The 25,608-nt window shown below is 52.3% G+C and carries 26 protein-coding genes; 1 reads left to right on the forward strand and 25 read right to left on the reverse strand.

The features are described from left to right. Positions 1–143: 143 nt before the first annotated feature. The 16 genes from BLR50_RS06545 to BLR50_RS06625 form a co-directional block, all read right to left on the reverse strand. Positions 144–1,262 carry a hypothetical protein gene (locus tag BLR50_RS06545; protein ID WP_092639783.1) on the reverse strand — a complete coding sequence of 373 codons (1,119 nt, stop codon included), beginning with the start codon at positions 1,260–1,262 and terminating at the stop codon, positions 144–146. Positions 1,263–1,563: 301 nt separating this feature from the next. Next, positions 1,564–3,213, reverse strand: coding sequence for a peptidoglycan D,D-transpeptidase FtsI family protein (locus BLR50_RS06550; RefSeq protein WP_092639785.1), 1,650 nt, complete (start codon positions 3,211–3,213; stop codon positions 1,564–1,566). Between the two features lie 80 nt (positions 3,214–3,293). Then, positions 3,294–4,556, reverse strand: coding sequence for a phosphoribosylamine--glycine ligase (gene purD / locus BLR50_RS06555; RefSeq protein ID WP_092639787.1), 1,263 nt, complete (start codon positions 4,554–4,556; stop codon positions 3,294–3,296). Between the two features lie 42 nt (positions 4,557–4,598). Further along, the gene (locus BLR50_RS06560) at positions 4,599–5,765 is read right to left on the reverse strand and encodes a phosphoribosylaminoimidazolecarboxamide formyltransferase (RefSeq protein WP_162840353.1); all 1,167 of its coding nucleotides are present in this window, start codon (positions 5,763–5,765) and stop codon (positions 4,599–4,601) included. Positions 5,766–6,029: 264 nt separating this feature from the next. Continuing rightward, the gene (locus tag BLR50_RS06565; protein ID WP_092639791.1) at positions 6,030–6,743 is read right to left on the reverse strand and encodes an IMP cyclohydrolase; all 714 of its coding nucleotides are present in this window, start codon (positions 6,741–6,743) and stop codon (positions 6,030–6,032) included. Positions 6,744–6,784: 41 nt separating this feature from the next. Further along, positions 6,785–7,252 (reverse strand): GNAT family N-acetyltransferase, encoded by a 468-nt coding sequence (locus BLR50_RS06570; protein ID WP_092639793.1) that lies wholly within the window; start codon positions 7,250–7,252, stop codon positions 6,785–6,787. Between the two features lie 23 nt (positions 7,253–7,275). Further along, positions 7,276–7,878, reverse strand: coding sequence for a phosphoribosylglycinamide formyltransferase (purN, locus tag BLR50_RS06575; RefSeq protein WP_092639795.1), 603 nt, complete (start codon positions 7,876–7,878; stop codon positions 7,276–7,278). Positions 7,879–7,927: 49 nt separating this feature from the next. After that, positions 7,928–8,962 (reverse strand): phosphoribosylformylglycinamidine cyclo-ligase, encoded by a 1,035-nt coding sequence (gene purM, locus BLR50_RS06580; protein WP_092639797.1) that lies wholly within the window; start codon positions 8,960–8,962, stop codon positions 7,928–7,930. Between the two features lie 93 nt (positions 8,963–9,055). Then, positions 9,056–10,486: an amidophosphoribosyltransferase gene (gene purF, locus BLR50_RS06585; protein ID WP_092639799.1), complete on the reverse strand. Its 1,431-nt coding sequence runs from the start codon at positions 10,484–10,486 to the stop codon at positions 9,056–9,058. 151 nt (positions 10,487–10,637) lie between these two features. After that, the gene (purC, locus tag BLR50_RS06590; RefSeq protein ID WP_092639801.1) at positions 10,638–11,348 is read right to left on the reverse strand and encodes a phosphoribosylaminoimidazolesuccinocarboxamide synthase; all 711 of its coding nucleotides are present in this window, start codon (positions 11,346–11,348) and stop codon (positions 10,638–10,640) included. A gap of 26 nt (positions 11,349–11,374) precedes the next feature. Beyond that, on the reverse strand, positions 11,375–11,878 hold the full coding sequence (purE, locus tag BLR50_RS06595) for a 5-(carboxyamino)imidazole ribonucleotide mutase (protein ID WP_092639803.1): 504 nt from the start codon (positions 11,876–11,878) through the stop codon (positions 11,375–11,377). 416 nt (positions 11,879–12,294) lie between these two features. After that, positions 12,295–13,233 carry an SPFH domain-containing protein gene (locus BLR50_RS06605; protein ID WP_092639807.1) on the reverse strand — a complete coding sequence of 313 codons (939 nt, stop codon included), beginning with the start codon at positions 13,231–13,233 and terminating at the stop codon, positions 12,295–12,297. A 105-nt stretch (positions 13,234–13,338) separates the two neighbouring features. Continuing rightward, complete coding sequence (locus tag BLR50_RS06610; protein ID WP_092639809.1) at positions 13,339–13,785, reverse strand: NfeD family protein; 447 nt, start codon at positions 13,783–13,785, stop codon at positions 13,339–13,341. A 239-nt stretch (positions 13,786–14,024) separates the two neighbouring features. Beyond that, positions 14,025–15,653, reverse strand: a complete 1,629-nt coding sequence (groL, locus tag BLR50_RS06615; RefSeq protein ID WP_092639811.1) for a chaperonin GroEL — start codon at positions 15,651–15,653, stop codon at positions 14,025–14,027. 30 nt (positions 15,654–15,683) lie between these two features. After that, positions 15,684–15,968: a co-chaperone GroES gene (locus BLR50_RS06620; RefSeq protein ID WP_092639813.1), complete on the reverse strand. Its 285-nt coding sequence runs from the start codon at positions 15,966–15,968 to the stop codon at positions 15,684–15,686. A gap of 269 nt (positions 15,969–16,237) precedes the next feature. Further along, a complete protein-coding gene (locus BLR50_RS06625; RefSeq protein ID WP_092639815.1) occupies positions 16,238–17,200 on the reverse strand; it encodes a diacylglycerol/lipid kinase family protein in 963 nt (320 codons plus the stop codon). A gap of 239 nt (positions 17,201–17,439) precedes the next feature. On the opposite strand from BLR50_RS06625, the gene BLR50_RS06630 reads away from it, so the two are divergent. Next, positions 17,440–17,886, forward strand: coding sequence for a GtrA family protein (locus tag BLR50_RS06630; protein WP_242871703.1), 447 nt, complete (start codon positions 17,440–17,442; stop codon positions 17,884–17,886). A 279-nt stretch (positions 17,887–18,165) separates the two neighbouring features. Here BLR50_RS06630 and BLR50_RS06635 read toward each other — a convergent pair whose 3' ends face one another. The 9 genes from BLR50_RS06635 to BLR50_RS06675 form a co-directional block, all read right to left on the reverse strand. Continuing rightward, complete coding sequence (locus tag BLR50_RS06635; protein ID WP_092639819.1) at positions 18,166–18,930, reverse strand: amino acid ABC transporter ATP-binding protein; 765 nt, start codon at positions 18,928–18,930, stop codon at positions 18,166–18,168. Positions 18,931–19,038: 108 nt separating this feature from the next. Continuing rightward, positions 19,039–19,743 (reverse strand): amino acid ABC transporter permease, encoded by a 705-nt coding sequence (locus tag BLR50_RS06640; protein WP_092639883.1) that lies wholly within the window; start codon positions 19,741–19,743, stop codon positions 19,039–19,041. A gap of 27 nt (positions 19,744–19,770) precedes the next feature. Continuing rightward, positions 19,771–20,547, reverse strand: a complete 777-nt coding sequence (locus tag BLR50_RS06645; protein ID WP_092639821.1) for an amino acid ABC transporter substrate-binding protein — start codon at positions 20,545–20,547, stop codon at positions 19,771–19,773. A gap of 216 nt (positions 20,548–20,763) precedes the next feature. Then, entirely contained in the window at positions 20,764–21,009 is a 246-nt protein-coding gene (dltC, locus tag BLR50_RS06650; RefSeq protein WP_092639823.1) for a D-alanine--poly(phosphoribitol) ligase subunit DltC, read from the reverse strand. 4 nt (positions 21,010–21,013) lie between these two features. Beyond that, positions 21,014–22,501 carry an AMP-binding protein gene (locus BLR50_RS06655; protein ID WP_092639825.1) on the reverse strand — a complete coding sequence of 496 codons (1,488 nt, stop codon included), beginning with the start codon at positions 22,499–22,501 and terminating at the stop codon, positions 21,014–21,016. After that, on the reverse strand, positions 22,479–23,339 hold the full coding sequence (locus BLR50_RS06660) for a VanW family protein (RefSeq protein WP_092639827.1): 861 nt from the start codon (positions 23,337–23,339) through the stop codon (positions 22,479–22,481). Before BLR50_RS06660 ends, BLR50_RS06655 begins: the two co-directional genes overlap by 23 nt. A gap of 167 nt (positions 23,340–23,506) precedes the next feature. Further along, positions 23,507–23,866, reverse strand: coding sequence for a VOC family protein (locus BLR50_RS06665; RefSeq protein WP_092639829.1), 360 nt, complete (start codon positions 23,864–23,866; stop codon positions 23,507–23,509). A gap of 19 nt (positions 23,867–23,885) precedes the next feature. Then, positions 23,886–24,512, reverse strand: a complete 627-nt coding sequence (locus BLR50_RS06670) for a response regulator (RefSeq protein ID WP_092639831.1) — start codon at positions 24,510–24,512, stop codon at positions 23,886–23,888. Beyond that, entirely contained in the window at positions 24,509–25,600 is a 1,092-nt protein-coding gene (locus tag BLR50_RS06675; protein WP_242871704.1) for a sensor histidine kinase, read from the reverse strand. The genes BLR50_RS06670 and BLR50_RS06675 overlap by 4 nt, the downstream gene beginning before the upstream one ends. Between the last annotated feature and the right edge of the window lie 8 nt (positions 25,601–25,608).

Here is a 25,608-nt window from a genome sequence, read left to right on the forward strand (position 1 = left end):
CGTTAAGCCCGTTCTAATACAAATTTAGAACGGGCTTTTTGCTGTCTTTTATTCAATACATAAAAGGAAGGCACCCTTTAAAAGAGTGCCTTCCTACGACAGTTATTCAAGCTATAAGCTTATAACCAACCTGTTAGGGTTAATTATTTGCTAGCCTTCTTTACTGCTACGAAGCCAGCAGCTGCAAGAGCAACTACAGCAAATACGATAGCAATGTTAACGATGTCGTTAGCGCCGGTCTCGGGGATAGCGGGCTTCTCAGCGTCGCCCATAGCCTTGTCGCCGTAAGCAGCGAAGGTGCCGAGAGCTGTGCCAGCGGGAACGGTGAAGATTACGCTGTTGTGGTTAACAACGGCGCCTTCGATAGCTTCGCCAGTGGGCTTGCCATCAACGAGAGCGTATACCCATACTTTCTCGCCATAGAGGTTCTCGTTATCAGCGCTGATAGGCATGGTAACGGTAGCAGCATCCTTAACGCGGGTAGGCTGGAAAGCGATAGAAGCGATAGACTTGGTAGGAGCAGCTACAACGCCGGTCTTAGCCCACAGATAAAGAGAAGTATTCTGGTTGGTAACTTTTATGAAGTTTACAGCATACTTCTGAGCGTCGTAGTTGATGGAAAGGGCAGAACCCTTAGCCTGCTCAAATACGTCAACATCGATTACTCTTGCATCGGTTGCGGTAGGAACCTTGAGCTGATTCTTGCCAGTGAAAACATTCCACTTGCCGTTAGCATCCTTGAACATATCGTTGAAGGTAGCTCTGGAGTTGCCAACAGTGCCCTCAAACGTATAGTCAGCAGATACATTGCTCTTGTTCTTAGAGTCAGCCTGTACAACCTTAGCGGTTACTTTGAAGCTCTTGAAATCTTCAACAGTGAACTTCTCGCTCAGAGACTTAACAGTTAACTGAATAGCAACAGCATCTCTAGCAGTGTTCTTGAAGAGTCTGGTTTCAACGGTAACATCAGAATTGTTGGTCGCAGCAGAAACGCTCAGCGAGTAGTCGCCGGTGTTCTTAGCAGCATCAACGTCAACAGTATTGTTAACATAAGAGTCACCGAGTACGAAGCCGTCAGGTAAATCGAGGAAGAAGCTTACTGCTTCCTCACCGAACTCAAGCACGTTATTGTCAATAACAGAAGAGCCAACGTCGGTGGAGCCAGGGGTGTTAGGATAAAGAATGGTGGTGCCAGCGGATACAACTGTTGCAAGGCTGAGAGCCATAACAGCTGCAAGTACTAATGCAAGTACTTTTTTCATGGGTAATTTCCTCCTTAAAAAAATAGTTTTTGTTGGGTTAGTTTCTAACCACAGCCATAGTATAACCCATTAACATGAAAAAAGCAATAGGGTTTGTAATTTTTTTGTAGTAATTTTGTAATAATATTTTGTCTGATTTAACAATGCCGCCTAATCGCCAAATAAAATCGGTCTTTTAATGGCATTCATCACAGTATACTGCCTGTTTTGATTACTGTTTGTTACTCTTTTGTTATTAAATTTACACTTCTATAGTAATGCTTGTTTCGTTTTGCTTATAAATGTTTACCCGCATTTATAATCAGCTGTCCTTCTCCACCCTGCGCATCTCCAGGTTCTGCACCCTATCCGCAATCTCCCTGAAAACAGGGGCCGCGTAGTCGCCGCCGGAATTCATTCCCTCGTTGAGCACCACCACCACATACTTCGGGGTTTGTGCGGGGAAAAAGCCCGCAAACCACGCGTGCACAATCTCCTTATCCGCTTCATACACTCCTGTTTGCGCCGAGCCGGTTTTGCCGCCCGCACCGTTTTTGATGGGCTTTGCGTTCTTACCGCTGCCCTTTTCCACAACGTTTACCATCATCTGTTTTACCGTTTCGGCAATCGACTGCGAAATTATCTGATAAGCCTGCGGCCGCTCATAGGGGGTGGCAAGCTGTGAACCGGTTGTATCCGAGATGCCCTCCACCACCGAGGGGTACACCATTTTGCCCCCGTTTGCAAATACCGCCACCAGCTTGGCAATCTGCACAGGCGTTGCGGTAAGCTCCCCCTGCCCGAACGAGAAGTTGGCCAGCACCGCCTTGTTCTGCAGGGTTGCCATCTCCGGTAAAGAGCCGGATGCCGTTTTTATGCCCTGCCCCAGCTCATCCGCACGCCCGAACCCCATGCGCACCGCCATCTCGTACAGCTTGTCGTAGCCCGTTTGCTGCCCAAGGTTGATAAAATAGGGGTTGCAGGAATGCTCCAGCGCGCCGTTCATATCCAGCTCACCGTGTCCCGCGCGGTTGTGGCAAAAAAAGTTCAGGGTATCGACTGTTATATTCCCCCCGCAGGTATATTTATAGTCGGTGGTAATGCCCGCCTCCAGCGCCGCGGCAAGGCCGGAGAGCTTAAAGGTGGAGCCGACATTATAGGCCGCAAAGCAGCGGTTTACAAGTGGGGCATTTTTATCGTTTAGGCTTGCCGCAATATCGGTGGGTGAAAAGCTCGGGAACGAGGCCGCAGCGCGAATCTTGCCCGTTTCAGCTTCCATGATTACCACAGCGCCCTTCTGTATCATGCGGGCGCCCTCTTCCTCGGCAATCTGCTGCAGCTCTTTATCCAAGGTAAGCACCACGCCCTGCGGGTTTTCATAGCCTTCACGCGTAACCTCCGGGGCAATGCTGGCAAGCGGGTGCCGCAGCGCGTCAACCGTATAGGTAACTGAAAGCCTGCCGCTGTTTGCGGTAAGCAGCTCGTCATACGCACGCTCAATACCCATGGCACCCTTTCCCTCGCTGTCAAGATGCCCGATAATATGCGCCGCAAGCTGTTTTGTCGCATACCGGTGCTTAACGGTGAATACATCGATTCCCTTGGCATAGATATACGGGGTATCCGCCTTCTGCAAAAACGGCTTGCCGCTTTCAAACAGTGTGAGCGCCTTTATACGCTCCTCTGCGGGCAGCGCATCGGCAATTGCCGCGGCAGCCTCGTCACTGGGCAGGATAGAGAGCACATAGCTGCTTTCGCTGTTTACCAGCGGCTGGAAGTTACAGTCGTAGATGGTGCCGCGGCTTTCATCCACCGTAAGGGTATAGGAGCTCTGGCTTTTGGCCACCGATTGCAGCTCATCCCCCGTCGCCACCAAGAAAACGCGCAGAAAAAGCAGCGCAAAGCAAAGGATTACGCTCGAGAAGATCACCGCCGTGCGCTTCTGCGAACGTGACATGCCAAATTCGCTCATAAAAAATCACCCCATACCAGATTTGCATTTTAATCTAGTATGGGATAATTTTCTAAATTTATTTAGCTTTATGACTAAGCCTACTTTTTACCGATATCGGTGCGGAAATGCGCACCCTCAAAACGGATTTTATCCACCGCTTCGTAGGCCTTGGCAAGTGCTGCGGAAAGGTTCTTTCCCTTCGCGGTAACGCCCAATACGCGCCCGCCGGCGGTATAGTACCTGCCGTCGTCATACTTGGTGCCCGCGTGGTAAACCGTCACGCCGCGCATAAACGAAACCTCCTGCAATCCGGTAATCTCCTTGCCGGTTTCGTATTTCTGCGGGTAACCGCCCGAGGCCATTACCACACAGGCTGCGGCGCCCTGTTCCCATTCGATATCAACGGTATCCAGGCGTTCCTCCGCCACCGCCTCAAAGATGGTGAGCAGGTCGGTTTTTAAAAGCGGAAGTACCACCTGCGTTTCGGGGTCGCCAAAGCGGCAGTTGTATTCAATTACATACGGGCCCTTGGGGGTGAGCATCAGGCCGAAATACAGGCAGCCCTTAAAGGGGGCACCCTCCTTGCGCATAGCCTCAATGGTGGGCAGAAAGATGCGCTCCATACACTCTTTTGCAAGCTCTTCGGTGTAGTGCGGGTTGGGTGCGATGGTGCCCATACCGCCGGTATTCAGGCCCTTATCGCCATCCAATGCGCGCTTATGGTCCATGGAGGAAACCATCGGCTTTAGGGTTTTGCCATCGGTAAACGCAAGCACCGAAACCTCGGGGCCGGTTAAAAACTCCTCAATTACCACGCGGCTTCCGCTCTTGCCGAACGCACCCTCGTCGATCATGGAATGAATCGCCGCCTCTGCCTCGGGTAGATCCTGCGCGATGATAACGCCCTTGCCTAAGGCAAGCCCGTCCGCCTTGATCACTACCGGAAAACGGCCCTGACTTTTCACATAATCAATCGCCGCCTTGGAATCCTCAAATACCTCATAGGCCGCGGTGGGGATGTTATACTTCTTCATCAGATTCTTGGCAAATGCCTTGCTGCCCTCAATCTGCGCAGCTTTTTTAGAAGGGCCGAAGCTCTTGATGCCCATACCCTCCAGCTTATCCACCAAGCCCAGCACCAGCGGGTCATCGGGGATTACCGCCGCAAAATCAATATCATGCTGCTGCGCAAACGCGGCAATCATATCCACGTCGGTGGCCTTAAGGTTCACACACTCGGCCACCGCGCTGATGCCGCCGTTGCCGGGCGTGCAGTAAAGCTTGGTAATACGCTCGTTCTCGAGCAGCTTATTTATCACGGCATGCTCACGGCCGCCTCCGCCAACCACCAATACCTTCATCGTCTGCCTCCCTATCCTTTTCCTCATATGGTCGTCGCCGCATTAATGATGGAACAGCCGGATACCCGTAAACGCCATGGCAATGCCGTATTTATTACAGGTTGAAATAACATGGTCGTCGCGAATAGAGCCGCCGGGCTGTGCAATAAAGCTCACGCCGCTCTTGTGGGCGCGCTCGATGTTGTCGCCAAACGGGAAGAACGCGTCGCTGCCAAGCGCAACTCCCGAAACCTTGTCCAGCCATCTGCGTTTCTCAGCTAAGGTAAGCCGCTCGGGGCGAACGGCGAAAAGGTTCTGCCAAACGCCGTCGGCCAGCACGTCTTCGCACTCCTCCGAGATATAAACATCTATTGTGTTGTCGCGGTCGGCACGGCCAAGGCCCTCTTTAAACTTTAGGCCGAGCACCTGCGGGTGCTGGCGTAAAAACCAGTTGTCGGCCTTGCTGCCGGCAAGACGGGTGCAGTGGATGCGCGACTGCTGCCCCGCGCCGATGCCGATGGCCTGCCCGTCATAGACATAGCAAACAGAGTTGGACTGCGTATATTTCAGCACTATCAGCGAGATTACGAGGTCGCGCTTTGCGGAATCGGGCAGTGACTTATTCTCGGTGATGATATTCTCAAGCAGGCTCTCATCAATTTTTAGCTCGTTGCGCCCCTGCTCGAAGGTGATGCCGAACACATCCTTGTGCTCGATGGGCGCGGGGGTGTAGGTAGGGTCAATCTTTATGATATTGTAGCTGCCCTTGCGCTTACCCTTTAGCAGCTCCAGCGCCTCCGGCTCGTAACCGGGAGCGATTACACCGTCGGAAACCTCTTTTACAATCAGCTTGGCGGTGGGCACGTCGCAGATATCGGAAAGGGCGATAAAGTCGCCGTAGGAAGACATACGGTCTGCACCTCTTGCACGCGCGTAGGCGCAGGCAAGCGGCGAAAGCTCCATGTCACCCACAAAGTAGATCTGCCGAAGGGTATCGGAAAGCTCCAGCCCTACCGCGGCGCCTGCGGGGCTTACGTGCTTAAACGAAGCGGCGGCGGGAAGGTTGGTGGCCGCCTTCAGCTCCTTTACCAGCTGCCAGCCGTTAAAGGCATCCAGGAAGTTAATATACCCCGGTCTGCCGCACAATACCTCGATAGGCAGGTTCTCGCCGTTTTTCATAAAGATTTTCGCGGGCTTCTGGTTCGGGTTGCAGCCGTATTTCAGTTCCATTTCGTTACTCACTTTATCTGCACCTCTCTATTTATATTGCAATTTCTGTCTATGCCTTCTGTAGGGGCGCGCATTGCGCGTCTCTCCGATGAACATATGAATACCACGGACGGCCAATGACCGCCCCTACAATCCACCCTTTGACATACCGTAGAGGCGGGGCCTCCCGGATTAAAAACGGGGGGTGGGGGTGGGTTTCGAGAGGATAGAATTCAGGGGTTAATTTTATTACAAAAATATATTCTTTCCTCTTAAAAGCCAAATTTATCGATTCTTATTTACAATACGGGTTTGTGCTGTGCCATCTTTTAGGCTGATGTAACGCACAAACAGCGAAACCTTGTTCTGCTCGTTTAAGCTTTCCCATAAAAGGCCTGTAAATTCGTCGATGCCGCCCTTGATAGCCACCCGCTCCGGCTCGCCCTCAAACGAGGGGATGGGGTTGCCGTCGCAGCGGTAGGTGTGAATAAACCGGCCCTCGCCCGCCAAAGGCTGGGGGTAATCGTAGAAAAAACGCTCGGCAGAGGCTTCAATGCCGCTGCTGCTCTTTAAAATCGAGAGCTTGTACTCAAAGGTGCCGTCTTTTACCTTCACCAACCCCGAGACACGAGGCGTAAAGTTCGGCGGATCGGGCTCAAAGGTGCGGGTGCGCAGTGCGTCCTCAAACGCCTTGCCCTGTAAAAGATAATCACAAACCGTATCGGTCTGGTCGCCGTTGGTCACGACGGTTGTATCCCCCAGCACACGCACGGGGGCGTAGATGATAAGCGATGGGTCACTCAGCTTGGATTCATCGAACGCCTTGGTTTTAATACCGCCGTCACACTCTACAAACACACGATTGCGGCTGTTCTCGCTGCGTCCCATGATGAAATAGACAATCACGGCAGAGGCGCCGTCCTCGCTCTTACCGATGATAATCCCTCGGCCCGGGTAGGTATTCGCGGTTAGCTCTTTTTTCAAATCAAGCATCTGCATGGTATTAACCAGCCTTTCCGGTTTTACTGATGCACTCTTTATTATGTAAGCTGCAGCCGCATTTCCGTTTCCGGCTGCTGCCACACTTGAAAGCCCAGCTTTTCGTAAAGCGGCTTACCCGCCTCGGTGGCGGAAAGCTCGATATAGGATATGTTCATATTTTTAGCGCACTGTATCAGAAGCTCCAGCACCTGAGTGGCACAGCCCCTCTTGCGGTACTCGGGGTAGGTATATACATTTAAAACGGTTGCGGTCTTACCCGTAATAAACCTTGGGTTCGCGGGTTTTTCGTTGATTGCAAGATACGCTGTGGAAACCACCTTGCCGCTATCCTCACACAGGACGGCTAAAAAGTCGTGGTTCAGATGTGCGGAAAAATAGCCTTGCAGTTGCGCGCGCAGGGCTTGTTCGGCCTTGGGCTCCAGCCGCCCGAAATGGTGAGCCAGATACTCCAGGCGCAGCTTAATCAGGGTATCGATGTCCTTCGTTTCAGCCACTCGTACCGTCATATACAAACCCTCTTTCGATGAAGCTAGCGTGCCGCGTCCAGTTCGGCACTGAGCATGGCAACCGCCTTGGGCAGAATCACCCACTCGGCCTCCTGCATCACACGCTTTTGCAGTACCTCCGGGGTATCGCCCTCCTGAATCTCCACTGCCTTTTGCAGCAGAATTTTGCCGCCGTCGGTAACCTCATTCACCAGATGCACGGTAGCGCCGGTTACTTTAACCCCATAGCTGAGCGCCGCCTCGTGCACCTTTAAGCCGTAAAAGCCGTCGCCGCAGAACGAGGGAATAAGCGACGGGTGAACATTTACAATACGGTCACGGTACGCGTTTATTACAGCCGGGCCAAGGATGCACAAAAACCCTGCCAGTACCACCAGCTGAATATCGTGTTCTTTCAGCACCTTCGCCAGAGCCTCGTCAAACGCCTGTGCGGTTTCGTACTCCTTGCGCGCCACCACGGCGGTTGGAATGCCGTGCGCCCCCGCACGTTCAAGCGCGTAGGCCTTATGGTTGCTTGCCACCACAAGGGTAACCGTGCCGCAGGGGTTTTCGCCCCTGTCCTGCGCATCCAAGAGTGCCTGCAAATTGGTTCCGCCGCCCGAAACCAGCACCGCGATGTTTATCATACTTATCCCATGCCTTTCAAAGTGTCGCGAAATCTGGCGCGCCGCCTGTTTATGCGATGATTACGCCTTCATCACCCACAACAACCTCGCCGATTACCCTGGCGGTCTCGCCGGCTTCGGTGAGTACTTTCAGGGCTGTTTGAGCCTCGCTCTGCGGCACAATCACGCACATACCGGTGCCCATGTTGTAGGTGTTGAACATATCGCGCTCGTCAATGCCGCCCTTTTGCTGAATGAGCTTGAAGATGGGCGGAATCACAAGGCTTTTTTTGTCAATCTTCGCCGTTAAGCCCTTGGGCAGCGCGCGGGGGATATTCTCGTAAAAACCGCCGCCGGTGATATGGCTGATGCTCTTAATCTTTACCGCATCCATCAGCGCAAGAATTGCCTTCACATAGATGCGGGTAGGGGTGAGCAGCTCTTCGCCCAGTGTTTTGCCAAGCTCGGGGTAGTATTCGCCAAGGTTTGCGTTCTCGATATCGAATACCTTGCGTACAAGCGAGAAGCCGTTGGAATGCACACCGGAGGAGGCTAAAGAGATGATTGTATCGCCAGCCTTCACGTTCTCGTTATCCAGAATGCGCGCTTTATCCACCACGCCCACAGAAAAGCCCGCAAGGTCGTACTCGTCGGGGGAATAGAAGCCGGGCATCTCGGCGGTTTCGCCGCCTACCAGTGAGGCGCCTGCCTGACGGCAGCCGTCGGCTACGCCCGAAACGATGTCGGCCACCCGCTCGGGGATATTCTTGCCCACCGCAACGTAATCCAAAAAGACGAGCGGCTTTGCACCCGAGCAGATAATGTCGTTTACGCACATCGCCACGCAGTCGATACCCACGGTGTTGTGCTTATTCATTAAAAAGGCCAGCTTAAGCTTGGTGCCTACGCCGTCGGTGCCCGAAACCAGCACCGGCTTTTCAATGCCGGTTAAATCCAGCTCAAAAAGCCCGCCGAAGCCGCCGATACCCGAAAGCACCCCTTTGGTAAAGGTAGACGCCACCGAGCTTTTCATCAGTTCCACAGCCTTGTACCCCGCGGTAACATCCACGCCCGCAGCCTTGTAGCTTTCGCTGAAGCTCTTCATTTAATTGACCATCCTTTCGCTATTTCGGAAGTTTTGATCTGTCGGCGAAGCCGATTGCTCCATGTATATCCCGCTACACTGGGGTAAAACGGGTTAGTCGTTTTTAGCACTGATCTTGCTTTCAAACTTATCCTTGCTGATATTAACGGGCGTTTCCACCGGGTAGTTGCCCGTAAAGCAGGCGTCGCAGAAGCCGCAGCGCGCGCCCTCGGCAATCCGCCTTACGCTGTCGGTGCTGATGAAGCCGAGGCTGTCTACGCCGATCTCCTTCGCAATCTCGTCAATCGACATCTTGCAGGCGATGAGATTTTCCTTACTGTCGATATCGGTGCCAAAGTAGCAGGGGTTCATAAACGGCGGCGCGGAGATGCGCATATGTATCTCCTTGGCACCCGCCTCGCGCACCAGCTTTACAATCCGAGCACTGGTGGTACCGCGCACGATGGAGTCATCCACCAGCACCACGCGCTTGCCCGCCACGGTGGCCTTAAGCACGTTGAGCTTGATTTTTACCGCGTCCTCGCGCTGCGCCTGAGAGGGCTGGATGAAGGTTCTGCCCACATAGCGGTTTTTGATAAGCCCGATACCGTAGGGGATACCCGACTGCCGTGAATAACCGATGGCGGCGTCCAGCCCCGAATCGGGCACACCAACCACTACATCTGCCTGTACAGGGTGCTCCAGCGCAAGGTATGCGCCCGCCCGCAGACGTGCATTGTGCACCGAAGCCCCTTCTATTACCGAATCGGGCCGTGCGAAATAGATAAACTCAAATACGCACAGGCTGCCCTTCTGCCCCTTGCAGTGACCCTTGAGGCTGCGGATGCCGTTTTTATCCACCACCACAATCTCGCCGGGGTCAAGGTCACGGATAAACTCGGCACCGAGGCTGTCTAATGCGCAGCTTTCAGAGGCAAATACAATGTCCTCTCCGCGTCTGCCCATGCAGAGCGGCCTGAAGCCCACCGGGTCACGCGCCGCGATAAGCTTTTGCGGTGACATGATAATCAGCGAGTAGGCGCCCTTAATCTTCTCCATTGCCTTTTCCACGGCAGCCTCGATGCTGGGGGCATTTAAGCGCGCCTGTGTAATAATGTAGGCAATAACCTCGGTATCGTTGGTGGTGTGGAAGATGGCCCCGCCCATTTCAAGCTCCTCGCGCAGGGTATCGGCGTTCACAAGATTGCCGTTGTGCGCCAGCACCATCTTGCCCTTTACATGCTTAATCACCAGCGGCTGCGCATTTAAGCGGCTCTGGTTTCCGGTGGTGGAATAGCGTACATGCCCCACCGCCATATTGCCCTCGCCGAGCTTTTTGAGCACATCGGCATTAAACACCTCGGGCACAAGACCGATGTCTTTATGTGCGGTAATCACACCGTCGTCGTTAACCGCAATACCGCAGCTTTCCTGCCCGCGGTGCTGCAGCGCGTACAGCGCAAAATAGGCGCTGGCCGCAACCGGGCCGCGCTCCTTGGAATAGATTCCAAAAACGCCGCATTCCTCATGGATGGTATCAAACATGGTAAACCGCCATTTCTCCGGCTGAAAAACGAAAGATTCTTTATAGATGCTCTGTATCCCCTTTTGCCGGAACAGGGGATACAGGAAACATTCAACTATATCAAAATTACATTCAGGCCGTAACGCCAGACAATCTGCCAGCGCGGCAGGATTATTCGCCCAGCAGGCGCTTCATAATCTCGTGGTAGGCATCCTCTACGCCGCCAAGGTCGCGACGGAAACGGTCTTTATCCAGCTTCTCGCCGGTTTTACTGTCCCAGAAGCGGCAGGTGTCGGGCGAAATCTCGTCGGCCAGCACGATGGTGCCGTCAGCAAGGCGGCCAAACTCCAGCTTGAAGTCGATGAGCTCAATGCCAAGGTCTTTTAAATAGTCGGTTAAAATCTGGTTCACCTTAAAGGAGTACGCGGCTATCGTAGCAAGCTCTTCGCTGGTGGCAAGCTGCATGGCGTAGATGTGGTAGTCGTTGATCATCGGGTCGCCCAGTTCGTCATCCTTATAGCAGTACTCCAGCACGGTGCGCGCAAGCTTTGTGCCCTCGGGCAGACCGAGGCGTTTGGAAAGCGAGCCTGCCGCGATGTTGCGCACAATAACCTCAATGGGTACAATCTTAACCTTCTTTACCAGCGTCTCGCGGTCGGAAAGCTCCTTTACCAGATGGGTGGGGATGCCCTTGCTCTCAAGCAGCTTCATCAGGTGGTTGGTTACGCGGTTGTTGATAACGCCCTTTTCAGCGATGGTGCCCTTTTTCAGGCCGTTAAACGCGGTGGCGTCGTCCTTATAATCTACGATAAAAAGATTGGGGTCATCGGTGGCAAATACCTTCTTGGCTTTTCCTTCATAAACCTGTTCCAGCTTCTGCATGTTAAATTCCTCCGTATATTTAAATTTTAAAGATTCTTAAGCTTCTCCTGTACGGCCTTATCGGCGGCAAGTACGCCTTGCTCCATCTCGGCCTTATAAGCGGCAAGCTTGTCCGCAAGAGCGGCATCGCTAACGCCCAGTATCTGTACCGCCAGCAGCGCCGCGTTGTCGGCCCCGTCGATGGCCACTGTGGCAACCGGAACGCCCTTGGGCATCTGCACGGTGGAAAGCAGTGCGTCCAGCCCGTCAAGGGTAGACGATTTAATCGGAACCCCGATTACCGGCAGGGTGGTATGCGCCGCCAATACACCAGCCAGATGCGCCGCCTTGCCCGCCGCCGCAATGATGGCGCCGTAGCCGTTTTCGCGCGCGTTTTTAGAAAAGGCGCAGGCCTGCTCGGGGGTGCGGTGTGCCGACATCACATGCACCGTAGCCTCTACCCCAAATTTTTTAAGTGTTGCTATCGCGCCCTGCATGGCGGCAAGGTCGCTGTCGCTGCCCATAACAATCGCCACTTTTTTATTCTGCATTTTACACTCATACCCTTTCCAATGATGCTTCCTTTTATTATTGACCTAATCACACACCAAAATCACTTAAAAACAAATACAGGCTATGGTGGGATACACCATAGCCTGCAGCTATTCTATCGTCCTATCGCAGGATGCACTTAAGGCCTTGCAGATGCTCGACGCCCTTTTGGCTGCACTACACCCGCAGCAGTTTCCGGGGCCTATCCGCCTATTGTTTGAAAAAGCCATCGCACCCATATGGTTCATAACGAAGCACCCTCCGCAACATACGACATACGGACATATTACGCTATTAATCAGAATTCTATTGTAATGTATCCGTAAATTAAAAGCAATGTCATTTCGGTAAAATCGTTTAGTTGCAGTAAAACGCCAGCGCTTTAGGTGGGTAAATTGTGCACAAATACAAGCTGTTACTGCTCAATATTCTTATCGGTGAGCAGCTCCTTTACCGAGGTGGTTAGCCCGGCAAGCGACTGAATCTCGGAAGGGATGATAATCTTGGTAGCCTTACCGTCGCAGGCCTTCACAAGCGCTTCAAAGCTCTTAATCGCCAATACCCGGTCGCTGGGATTGGCTTCGTTAAGCATTTTAATACTGTCAGCCAGTGCCTTCTGTACCATCATCACCGACTGCGCCTCGCCCTCGGCCTCGCGGATCTTCTGCTCCCTTACCGCGTCGGCACGCAGAATGGCGGATTCCTTCTCTGCCTCAGCCTTTAAGATTGCCGACTCCTTCATACCTTCCGCCACAAGAATCTGGCTTCTCTTTTCACCCTCGGCGCGCAGGATGGACTCACGGCGCTCACGCTCGGCCTTCATCTGCTTTTCCATCGCGTCCTGAATCTCACGCGGGGGCAGAATATTCTTAAGCTCTACGCGGTTAACCTTAATGCCCCACTTATCGGTGGCGATATCAAGGATGGTGGTCATCTTGCTGTTAATCGTATCGCGGGAGGAAAGGGTGGCATCCAGCTCCAGCTCGCCGATGAGGTTACGCAGGGTGGTGGCGGTTAAAAACTCGATGGCAGACATGGGGTTTTCCACGCCGTAGGCATAGAGCTTCGGGTCGGTAATATAAAAGAACACCACCGTATCAATCTGCATAGTTACGTTATCCTTGGTGATTACAGGCTGGGGCCTAAAATCGGCAACCTGTTCCTTTAAGGTAACACGCTTTGCTATGCGATCAATAAACGGAACCTTGAAATGCAGGCCGGTCTGCCATGTTGTCTTATAGGTTCCCAAACGTTCCACTACATAGGCGCTTGCCTGCGGTACAATCTTGATGTTGGCAATGATAAATAAAAAGACAACCAGCGCGATAATCCCAATAATAATTTCACCAGGCATAGTTACTCCATTCTGCCGCTTTGCACCGGCACTTGCTTATGTATCCCTGCTCCGTCCCCATGCAAAGATGATTTGGGGAGGAGCTAAACTACCAGCTTATGAGCATTATTGCTCTTTCTTCGGCTTCTCTACAAAGAGCTTAACCCCTTCAATGCGCTTGATAACCACCGTTTCGTCGGCGGCAATCTCGCTGCCGTCCTCGCTGCGCGCCGCCCACGAAAGCCCGTTAGCAAACACCCTGCCAGTTTCGTGCAGATTGTTAATCGTCTGCTCCACAATTCCGGTGCTGCCAATAACCATATCTGCATTGGTTGCAACCTTTTTGGTACCGATGAGCTTTTTGGCAATCGGTCGTGTTGCTATCAGCAATATGCCCGTTCCGACAAAAAACAGGGTTACCTGCAGCCACACTGGCGCACCCAGCATACTGGAAACCAGCGCAATCAGCGACCCTGCCGCAAACCAGATAGAGATAAGCTGCACAGTAACGGCCTCCGCTACACTGAATACAATGGTGGCAATCAGCCACACAACCGGCATATAACCCTGCATAACAAAACCTCTTTTCAATGATTATACGAAATCTTCCCAATAGACAAATATTCAATAAAAAATCATAAACATATTATGGTTTATTATACCACAAAAGTACGTTTACAACAACAGATATTGAAATTGGCACGCAAAAAACGGCGCAATCGTTTGATGCAGTGTTTATCCTAATATATAAGCCAAAGAGGCGGGCATCGCTGCCCGCCTCTTGAATCTGTATTTTATTGAACCCTTGGGAATTAATACATACCGCCCATGGCTGCGGGGTTGGGAGCAGCCGCCGGATGCTCCTCGGGCTTATCAGCCACAAGGGATTCGGTGGTAAGAATCATTGCCGCAGCGGAAGCCGCGTTCTGCAATGCGCTTCTGGTAACCTTGGTGGGGTCTACAATACCCATCGAGAGCATGTCGCCGTAAGACTCGTTGTAAGCGTCGAAGCCGTAGCCAACCTTATCGGCGGCAAGCACCTTGTTTACAATTACCGAGCCCTCGAGGCCGGCGTTTACAGAAATCTGACGCAGGGGCTCTTCCAGCGCGCGAAGCACAATCTTCGCACCGGTTTTTTCGTCGCCCTCACTCTCGCCTACAACCTTTAATACGGCAGGAATAGCGTTGATGAGTGCGATGCCGCCGCCCGCTACAATACCCTCGGCCACAGCGGCCTTGGTGGCGGACAGTGCGTCCTCAATACGCATCTTCTTCTCTTTCATCTCAATCTCGGTAGCAGCACCAACCTTGATAACGGCTACGCCGCCCGAAAGCTTGGCAAGACGCTCCTGGAGCTTCTCCTTGTCAAAGTCGGAGGTGGTGGTTTCAATCTGCGCCTTAATCTGTGCGATTCTGCTCTTAACCTCGTTCTTGTCGCCCATACCGTCTACGATGATGGTGTTCTCCTTCTGAACAACCACCTGACGGGCGCGGCCAAGCTGTGCAACGGAAGTTTCCTTCAGGTCTAAGCCCAGCTCCTCGCTGATTACCTCGCCGCCGGTGAGGATGGCGATATCACGCAGCATCTCCTTGCGGCGGTCGCCAAAGCCAGGTGCCTTTACGGCAACACAGGTGAAGGTGCCGCGCAAACGGTTTACGATAAGGGTGGAAAGTGCCTCGCCCTCAACGTCCTCGGCGATGATCACCAGCTTCTTGCCCGACTGAACAATCTGCTCAAGCAGGGGCAGAATCTCCTGAATAGAGGCGAGCTTTTTATCGGTGATGAGGATGTAGGCGTCGTCGATAACAGCCTCCATCTTCTCGGTATCGGTAACCATGTAAGGGGTGATGTAGCCGCGGTCGAACTGCATGCCCTTTACAACCTCGGTGTAGGTCTCGGCGGTCTTACTCTCTTCGATGGTGATTACGCCGTCGGCGGTAACCTTATCCATCGCCTCGGCAATCAGCTTGCCGATGGATTCGTCGCCTGCGGAAACGGTAGCAACACGGGCGATATCCTCGCTGCTGCCTACCTTCTTGGAGTTGGCGATTACAGCTTCTACAGCCTTATCAACCGCCTTCTGAATGCCTCTCTTGAGCACCATGGGGTTAGCGCCTGCCGCAACGTTCTTCATGCCCTCACGCACCAGCGCCTGAGCAAGCAGGGTTGCGGTGGTGGTGCCGTCGCCGGCCGCATCGTTGGTTTTGGTGGCAACCTCTTTCACAAGCTGAGCGCCCATGTTCTCAAACGGGTCTTCCAGCTCAATCTCTTTTGCGATGGTAACGCCGTCGTTGGTGATGAGCGGCGCACCGAATTTCTTATCCAGAACTACGTTTCTGCCCTTCGGCCCAAGTGTGATTTTAACAGTATCAGCGAGCTTATCAAGACCAACCTGTAAGGATTTCCTTGCTTCCTCGCCGTAAGCGATAACCTTAGCCATTGTTTATGCCCCCTTAATTTTTCTAATATTTTAGTCAACTACCGCAAGGATGTCGGACTGACGAACGATTACATATTCGCAGCCGTCTACCTTAACCTCGGTGCCGGAATACTTGCTGGTAAGCACCTTGTTGCCCACAGCAACATACATTTTAACTTCCTTGCCGTCTACAAGCCCGCCGGGGCCAACAGCAATTACTTCAGCTACCTGAGGCTTTTCCTTTGCGGCGCCGGTAAGGATAATACCGCTTTTTGTGGTTTCCTCTGCTTCCACCATCTTGATTACTACCCTATCGGCAAGAGGTTTAATAGTCATTCTCTATTCCTCCTAGATTAGAATCTGCACGGGGTTCCATCATCCGCGCCCTGCGTATATGGATACCGTGTGCTTATTTTTAGCACTCAAAGTTATTGAGTGCTAATCTATGTACTATTGTATCCGTTTTTTTCGAAAAATCAAGGGGAGTTTATTTAACGGGTCTATTTTTTACAAATTGTTAAAAAATATAAGCCAATTCCTGAAAATAAAGAACGGGCGGCTGATTACAACCGCCCAAAAAATACAGTATATAATGATATCGACTTTTAACAAATACCCTTTGCACTGGCACTGCCCGCAAGCTTGGGCTGTGCGCCCTTTACATGCGCAAGCGGCAGCGAAAACGCGATGGCCCCGGGTAAAACCTCCGCCGACATCTCGCGGGTAACCTCGCATTCGCCGTCGTAGTTTACCACCGCATCCTGCGCCGACGAGATATGCAGGCTACGGGCACGGGTATAAAACACCACGTCGGAAAAGTTCTTATCATCAAGGTGCTTGCCGTTTTTGTATGTGCCAATCAGCTTTAAAAACCGTGCGCGGTTAATCTTTCTTACCATCACAATCTCCAGGAGGCCGTCCTCTAAGCTCGCGCGCGGCGCTGCATAAAAACCGCCCCCGTAGCACATGCCATTACCGCATACACCAATGGCAAAGTCCTCTGTGGGCAGGGTCTCTCCGTCTATCGTCAGGGTTAGTGTATTGCCAAGCCTTTGAAAGAAAAAGCACTGTATAATCGCCATGATATACGCCATGCTGCCGGTAACCAGCGGCATCTTTTTATAGCGCACCATGTTCATGCACACTGCCGAGTCAAAGCCGATTGAACACAGATTCGTACAGATACCGTGATTGGTTTTAATCAGGTCAAGATGGTGGACATCCCCCGCCAGCTGCGCGGCGATATCGTGAAAGGGAACCCCCGCAAAGCTGCGCACAAAATCGTTGCCCGTGCCGCAGGGCACCACCGCCACCTGAGCATTTGAATAGCCATAAGCCCCCGCTACCACCTCGCTGAGGGTTCCGTCCCCCCCGCAGGCATAAAAACGCGTTTCGCCACCTGCCTCACAGGTGCTTTTTACAAATTCGGCGGCGTCGCCAACGGCCTTGGTGATATAGATTCCATAGTCGGCACCCTTTTCTTTGCACACGGTATGTATCGTTTCAATCAGCGCGGTAACATGCTTGCCTTTGCCTGCCACAGGGTTTATGATAAAGATATGCCGCATTAAAAAACCCCCGAACCGTAAAAGATGTGTATAACTTCAGTATATAGCATTTTAACACATTTTCCAATAAGCAGCGTAAGATTTTTTATTTCCTTTGTACTAAAACCGTGGCAGATGAGCACCCTGCTTTCCGCAGACTAACAGACAGTCATAGCTTCTGATAATTTGTTTAGTAGACATTACGTTAAAAACTGATATAATAAAAAACCGAGATGTTTTATGTTTGGAGATGTTATAATTTGAAACAACTTTACGAGAAGTGCCTGGAGCTGTTTAAAAAATATAAGGAAACTATCCTCTACCTGGTGTTCGGGGGGCTGACTACGCTCATTAACATCGTTTCCTTCTGGGCGCTGAACAAGCTGCTTGTATTGAGCATGGATAAGGACACCGCACTGATGGTGAGCAACGCCGCCGCGTGGGTAATTTCGGTACTGTTTGCGTTTGTGACCAACAAGCTGTTTGTGTTCGAGAGCAAAAGCCTGCACGTTGGCCTTGTTTTAAAGGAACTGGTGCTGTTTGTGGGCGCGCGCCTGTTCTCCGGTGCCTTGGATATGGGCATTATGTACCTGTTTGTAAGTATTCTCGGCTTTAACGAGCTAGTGATTAAGATTCTCTCGAACATCCTTGTTATCATCATCAACTATGTGCTCAGCAAGCTGATTATCTTTAAGAAGAAAAAATAAACTGAAAATCAGCTATACCGCCAATTTTCGGTTTAGATGCACTGAAAGAAGTACTCTTGTGTGAATGGATTATATATAGAATTAACGAGGGTATAATCTACGCCTTGAAGTTCGCTTGTAGGTTGGTCGGCGGTATATATCTGCTCCGATGAAATAAAACTGATTAAGGAAATCCTCATGGTTTCTTACGAGGAGCTTTTTATATAACAAAAACGCAGCGTGAATGTACTGATCTTCAACGCTGCGTTTTAATAATTGTAGCTTAAAAATAATTCAACCCTATTGGTTAAAAAATCGGTTCAAAAACAGCTTGGTGCGCTCCTGCTGCGGGTTGTTGATCAGCTCCTGCGCGTTGCCCTGTTCTACAATCACGCCGTCGTCCATAAAGAGGATATGGTCGGCCACATCGCGTGCAAAGCCCATCTCGTGGGTGATAATCACCATCGTCATGCGCTCGCTGGCAAGCTCGCGGATGACCTTTAAAATCTCGCCCGTCAGCTCCGGGTCGAGTGCGCTGGTGGGCTCGTCAAAAAAGAGGATATCCGGCTTTAAGGCCAACGCCCGCGCAATGGAAACACGCTGCTGCTGCCCGCCCGAAAGCTGGTAGGGGTAGGCGTCCTCCTTATCCTCCAGCCCCATCTGCCGAAGCAGCCTGCGCGCGTTTTCCACGGCCTGCTCCTTCGTCTGCCCCGCCACATGAATAGGCGCCTCGGTGATGTTTCTGAGCACCGAGAAGTGGGGAAACAGGTTAAAGTTCTGGAACACCAGCCCGAAATAGGAGCGTATCCTTTTAATGTCTGCGGGGGGGGCATAAACCGCGGTGCCTGCCTCGTCGGTATGCACCAGTGTCTCACCCTTGTAAAGGATGGTACCGGTATCTACCTTCTCAAGCAGCGTGGCACAGCGCAGCAGGGTGCTTTTGCCCGAGCCGGAAGGCCCGATTACGCCCAGCACCTCTCCCTCTTCTACCGAAAGCGAGATGTCTTTAATCACCTCAAGGCCGTCAAACGCCTTGCCGATATTCTTCATTTCAAGCAAATTCATTTTAAATGACCATTCCTTTACGGGAATTGTGCGGTTTCGGCGAAGCCGAAATTTCAGTCTTCAGGCTGAAAAGCACAAAACCTAAAACCGAAAGATTTATCTTTCAGTTTACCGGTAGTAGTTCATGCGTTTTTCAATGAGCTCCATGCCCCACGCCACCACATAGTTCATGATATAGTAGAAGATACCCGCCACCACCAGCGGTATTACCGAAACCTGCGCCGAGGCCAGCGCCTGCGCGTTGGTGAACATCTCGCTTACCGATATTACCATCGCAAGCGAGGTATCCTTCACCAGCGTAATCACCTCGTTGGTAACGGGCGGCATGATGCGCTTGAACACCTGCGGCAGAATAATGCGCATAAAGGTCTGCTGTCGGCTGAAGCCCAGCACCTGGGCGGCCTCGTACTGCCCCGCGGGCATTGATTCAATGCCGCCGCGGTAGATTTCGGCAAAATAGGCCGCGTAGTTGAGCACAAACCCGATGACTACGGCCACAAAGCGGTACTCGCTGCTGATATTGATGTGAAAGATGTAGTAAGGGCCAAAGTATACCACCATCAGCTGCAGCATCAGCGGCGTGCCGCGCATGATGGAGATATAGATCTTTACCACCCAGCGCAGAATGCCGATTTTAGACATCCGCCCAAACGAAACCAGCAGCCCAAGCGGCAGCGAGAGTGCCAGCGTGAGCACAAAGATTTCAAGGGTGGTGAGCAGCCCCACTGAAAGCTGGGTGAATACCGCCGTCAGCTTTTGAGAGAATGTACTGCTCTGCGCAGCAAGAAGCGCCGCCGTATGTACCGTGAGCATCATGAAGGTTCCTTCCTTTTAGGGCTATTATTTACCGATGGTGGTAATATCCTTGCCGAACCAGTCGGTGGAGATCTTGGCGTTGGCGCCATCCTTAGCCATCTCAAGCAGGGTTTTCTCTACCTGATCGCGCAGCGCGGTATTGCCCTTCTTAAAGCCTACGCCGAATTCTTCGGCGCCTACTACCTCGTCAAGCACCGTGAAGCCCTTGCCCTTTTTCTCTATGTTATAGCGTGCCACGCACTCATCCATTACAACAGCGTCCACCGATCCGGCCTCCAGCTCCATCAGCGCCTTCATGTTGGAGTCGGTCTTTACAAGCTGCTTGGGCAGACTCTTGAAGTTTGCGTTGTTCTCGATAGCCGAAAGGGCGCTGGAATCCTCCTGCACACCCACAACCTTATCCTTGATATCCGCAAAGGCTTTGATGGGGGAATCCTTAAGCACCACAACAATCTGGTTGTTGTTCATGTAGGGCTTTGTCCACTCGTATTCATTCTCGCGCCCGTTGATGGTGAAGCCGTTCCAGATGCAGTCGATGTTGCCGGAATCCAGCTCCATGTTCTTAGAGTCCCAGTTAATCGGCTGAAGCTTCAGCTCCATGCCCATACGCTTGGCGGCTTCCTTCGCAAGGTCAAGGTCAAAGCCGGTGTAGGAGCCGTCGTCGGCTACAAAGCCCATAGGGGGGAATTCCTTATCAAACCCAACAGTAAAGGTTTTTTTGCCTGCGTTCTGAGCACAGCCCGAAAGCAGCAGTACCATTGCCATAACTGCCGCCAGAATTATACTAACTCTCTTTCTCATATACCATAATCCTCCGTACAAAATGTTCAACCACTCAGCCCATTGCCGTCAGACCATGCGCCGAATTTGCTGCTTTACTATTGTAATACATCATCTTGACAAAAGTCAATTGCAGAGACTAAAGCGCCTGTATCTTTTCAGATAAATAATTCAGCCGGCAGGAGTTCATTTCTGCCGGCATGCTATTTTATGGTGAAACTTTCGCGGCTGCGGCATTTAGCGGTTAGCTTCCACCAGCTCAACAATATTCCTCGGCGTACGCCAGCACTCCCGCTTCACCTGTGAGGGCTGAATAACAATGTTAAGCCGCTCCTCCAGCTCATCAAGCAGATTAATGAGGGCAAGCGAATCGAGCAGGCCGGTTTCAAAAAGGTCCAGCTCGTCGTTTTGAAGAATCTCCCGCTCTCCGCAAACCTGCGCGAGGATGGCTAAAACCTCTTCTCTCATACTGTTAACGTCCATAACACTACCCCTCTTCCCGGTTGAGCCGCATCTTGAGCGCCATCCGGTCACACTTGCCGTTTGCGGTAAGCGGCAGCGACACCATCAAATGTATACGGTTGGGCAGCATATAGGCGGGAAGACGCTGGGCCAGTTGCCTGCGTACCTCTGTGGCTGTAGTATCGGAGTCTGCCTTTGGCTGCACAAAGGCGTGCAGCACCAGCCTGCCGCCCTTCTCCTCCGCCACCACCGCACTCTTGGCCACGCCGTCCTGCTGATTAAGATTCTGCTCGATATCCTGCAGCTCTATGCGGTAGCCACCGCGTTTAACCTGTGTATCGGCCCTGCCGCTGAAATACAGCTCTGCGTTTTTCAGAAAGCCGTAATCTCCCGTTAAATAGGCGGGCAAGCCGTTATATTCCATAAACCCGCCCTGCAGCCCGCCCGCGTAACCCTTTGCCACCGCGGAACCTACAATCAATATCTGCCCTGTCTCACCGTTCGGCAGGGGGGCGAGCGCTTCATCCACAATAATAATATGGGTTTTCTCCCTTGCACAGCCCAGTGATAATCTCTGCTGCCGCACCATTTCGCCGTCAATCTCCGTCGCCGTCACCGCCACCGTCGCCTCGGTGGGGCCGTAGGCGTTGATTACCCGCAGCCCCGTAAAGCGCTCCTTCAAGCGCTGTACGGTAACAGGGTGCAGCGTTTCCCCGCAGAAGAAGATACACCGCAGGTTCGGCAGCAGGCGCTCGTTAAACAGCTCATCCGCAAGGCAGAGTTCGGCAAATGAAGGTGTCATCACCGCAATTCCCGCTCCGCTCTCTTTTAAGCGTGAAAAAAACAGGGGGTAATCCTGCTGAACCGTTTTCTCCAGTACAAACAGCGTTCTTCCGGTGGAGAAAGCAAGGTAGATGTCTGCTGCCGAAAGGTCGAAGGAGAACGCTGCCTGATTAAGCACCACAGCACAATCGGTCTCCCGAATTGCGGGGAGCTGCCGCAGCCATTCGATAAAGCCGTCAAGATTCCCGTAGCTCACCATTACCCCCTTGGGCATTCCTGTACTGCCCGAGGTAAATAGGATATAAGCAAGGCTATCCGCCGACGGTTCTTTAAACTGCCGCGCCGGATATTGCTGCTTTATACAGGCACTTTCCATATCCCGCAGGGCTAAAGAAGGCAAGCCCCTGATCTCAAGCTCCTCCACCGCCAGCAGCAAGGTACACCCCGCCTGCTCCGCCATCTGCTTGATGCGTGCAGGCGGGGTGCCGCTATCGGCCGGAACATATGCCCTGCCCAGCAGCAGGCAGGCCAGAAAGCACACCGGCATCATCGGCTGCTTATGCCCGTAAACCAATACCGGCTCCTCCCCCGGGGAAGCCTGCCGTATCGCCTCGGCTACCGCAAGGGCAGCGTTCACCAGCGCATCGTAGCTTAGGCACCCTTGTTGGGAGCTGTATGCTGTTCTGTTAGGGTATAGACGGCAGTTTTCAAGAATCTGCTGTAACAGCATCGAGGGTTTCCTCCTGCTTTATCTGTTCGGGCGGGATGAGACTATGGTCGTACAGTACGCGAGAATGGTTCTGTAAAACCAGCTCGCGCCCAAGGGTTTCACCCGTTAAACGGCTGATAATCCGCCTGTAAACGCGGCTGGTACGGTAATAGTCTTCCCCTTCTTTTACAAAGCAATGCCCCTCCTCTTCTATACGATAACGGTTGGGGTAAGGGGTCTGTGAGCGCAGCTCGCCGCAGAGGTCGGTCTCATCCAGCCACACCCGCAGCTGAACGGGCTGATTGGTGGTATTTTTAAATCGGTAGTCGATATTCTTGTAAAACACCGAGGTGCCGGTGCCAAACGGCACACGGCGTCCGCTGTCGGGGAAAACCGCGTCGCCGTGGTGGTGGAGCTCGGTTACCGTAAGCGGGCTGTTAAGCACCAGCCAGTGAACCATATTGGCAAGCTGACAAAGTCCGCCGCCCACATCGGCCTTCGGGCGGCCCTTCACCAAGGTCATGCCCATGCTGTAGCCCTTCGCCGCGCTTACCTTACCTACCGTTTTCCAAAAAGAGAAGGTCTCACCCGGGTAGATGGTTAGTCCGTCCACCTTAGCGGCGGCCAGCCTAAGGTTGATTACCTTATTGCGCTGCAGCTGCATATCCACCCCCGTCAGCTGTCTTAACAGCATGGAACGGTGCCCTTTTACGATATGCTCTAGGCTCTGCGGCGCATGGGCTTTCGCAAAGCGTTCGCCGGAGAGCAGGTCTTTTATATCTCTTAGCAGATATTCCTTCAGCAGCGAGATTTTATAGCACAGCGGCCCGCATTCACAAAACAGCATGCGTTTTTTCATAGCTATGTATCCCTTTCCGACATTGTACTGCAAATTAGCTTATATATTATTTTGAATTATATCAATATTTTTACATTTAATCAACAAAATTTTTTGATGAAAAAATAGCGGCAACACCTGCTAAAAAGTAAACATTGCTGCTATTCGCCTATGAAGAACCCTCACTTTTACTGCTGAGAAAATTCCACATATTCCGCTACGGTGCCGTCGGGGTGCCGCACCGTCATATTCCATCCGGTGGGAACCTTGGTGATATCCCGTATAATCTCCGCGCCGCTATTTAAAAGATACTCTTTGTATTCCGCAACCGAATCCACCTGAAAGGTTACCCTGGTTTGAGCAAAGGGCTTGAGAGCCTCCTCCGAGCCGCTGAGTATCAGCACTTGCGCCACCTGCGCCAGCGTTAAGCCCGTCTGCTTATATTCAAACCGCAGCCTGCATTTTTCCCCATAAAGCTCTTCGTAAAAGGCAACAGTATCGTTGATGTCCTGCGTGTATACCCTGCAAAGGGTTTGCTTGATTGTCATTTGTCATTACTCCTTTATACTACTGTCTTACGTTGCGGTAATAGAAAATTGCCAGCTGCGTGCGGTCGCGCAGGTGCAGCTTTTCAAGAATCACGCTGATGGTGTTGCGCACCGTACCCTCGCCCATGTAAAGCGATGAGGCTATCTCCTTATTGCTCTGTCCGTCGGCAATCAGGGTGAGGATTTCGGTTTCCTTTTCCGTAAGCCCAAAGGCGGCAAAGTCGGTGTGCGTGCTTTCCTGCATCAGCTGTGGCAGCTTTGCGACAATATCCTCGCCGAATACGGTCTGTCCGCTGTATACCGCCTTCAGTGCCGGTACAATGCTCTCGAAATTCTGCTTTAATATGTACCCCTTCGCACCGATCTTGAGCGCGCGGATGATGTATTCGTCGTCGGCAAAGGTGGTTAAAAAGAGCACCCTTGCCTGCGGGTGGGCTTTCAGTATAACATCCGCAGCCTCCAGCCCTGTCATGTTGTCCATGCGGATATCCATCAGCAGAATATCGGGCTGTTGGTCTTCATAAAGCGAGACAGCCTCCCGTCCGCTGCCGCCGGTGGCCGCTACCTCAATATCCCCCGAGGCCTCTACAATGGTTTTCAGCGACATGCTCACCAGCCGGTCGTCATCCACTATTACAATCCTCATATCTGCAATCCTGCCTTTCCCGCAGCGGTTTCATTATCCGGGCCCTTCGGCACCGAGATAAACAGCTCAAAGCCGTTTTCTTTTGTGATGTGCAGGATGCCCCCTAAGCTGTCTACCCTGTCACGGATATTCTTAAGCCCAAGCCCCTCATTGTTTATACGGGTTTTCATGCTGCCGTTATCCCGTACAATCAGCTGGTAAAGGGCGGGGTGCTCGCGTATAATCACCTGCACCTGTGTGGCGTTGGAATGCTTTGATACGTTGGAGAGCGACTCTTTTAATATCGCGATAAACGCATATTTTACGGCGCGCTCCGGGTTCTCCTGCACGTCGTATTCCAGTGTTGCGGGGCAAAAACGAAAGCCGTTTACCAGCGCCTGCACCTCTGAAAGCAGGTCTACCGATTCATCATGCAGGTCGTGGATGCTCTTGCGCACACTGTCCATCCCCTTCGAGAGGGTGTCCTTTAGTTGCCTAAGGCTCTCGCGCTGAGCCTCATCCTTAGTGATTGCCAGCAGCGCGCCAATCTGCAAAATGGCGCTGGAAAGCAGGTGCCCCACCGTATCGTGCATCTCGCGCGAGATTCGGTTGCGCTCGCGCAGGGTGGCAAGGTTCACCTCATAATCCTGCTTCTCCAGCAGCTCTCTGTTCTTCTCCTGCAGGCTGATGGAAAGCTCCTTTGCGCTGTCGCGCAGGGAGATAAACTCGCTTCTGAGCCTTTGCTGCGTCGCGGTCTGGTATTTCATCAGGCAGGCAAGCCCGCAAAATACGGCAATCAGCGCCGCATTCAGCAGGCCCACCGCGCTCACCTGAAGCGCAAGCGGAACAGCTGCCAGAAACACCGCCCATTTAGGCTTTAAAAACCCGATATCGTAACAGATAAGCGGCAAAAAGCACAGGGGCTGCTTTATAAAGATACACAGCGCCGAATAGGCCAAAAACAGGATGAGCTTTACCCTATCCTGCCCAAGGTATTCATTGAGTGCAGTAACCATTACGGCTAAGATTACCCACGCCACCGCATACAGGCTGCCGCTGACAGGAAGAAACACCAGCATACACAGCACAAAAAGGATTGTCTTGTTCAAAAGCCCGT

It is taken from the genome of Acetanaerobacterium elongatum (assembly GCF_900103835.1).
In the GTDB taxonomy this organism is placed as follows: Bacteria; Bacillota; Clostridia; order Oscillospirales; family Ruminococcaceae; genus Acetanaerobacterium; species Acetanaerobacterium elongatum.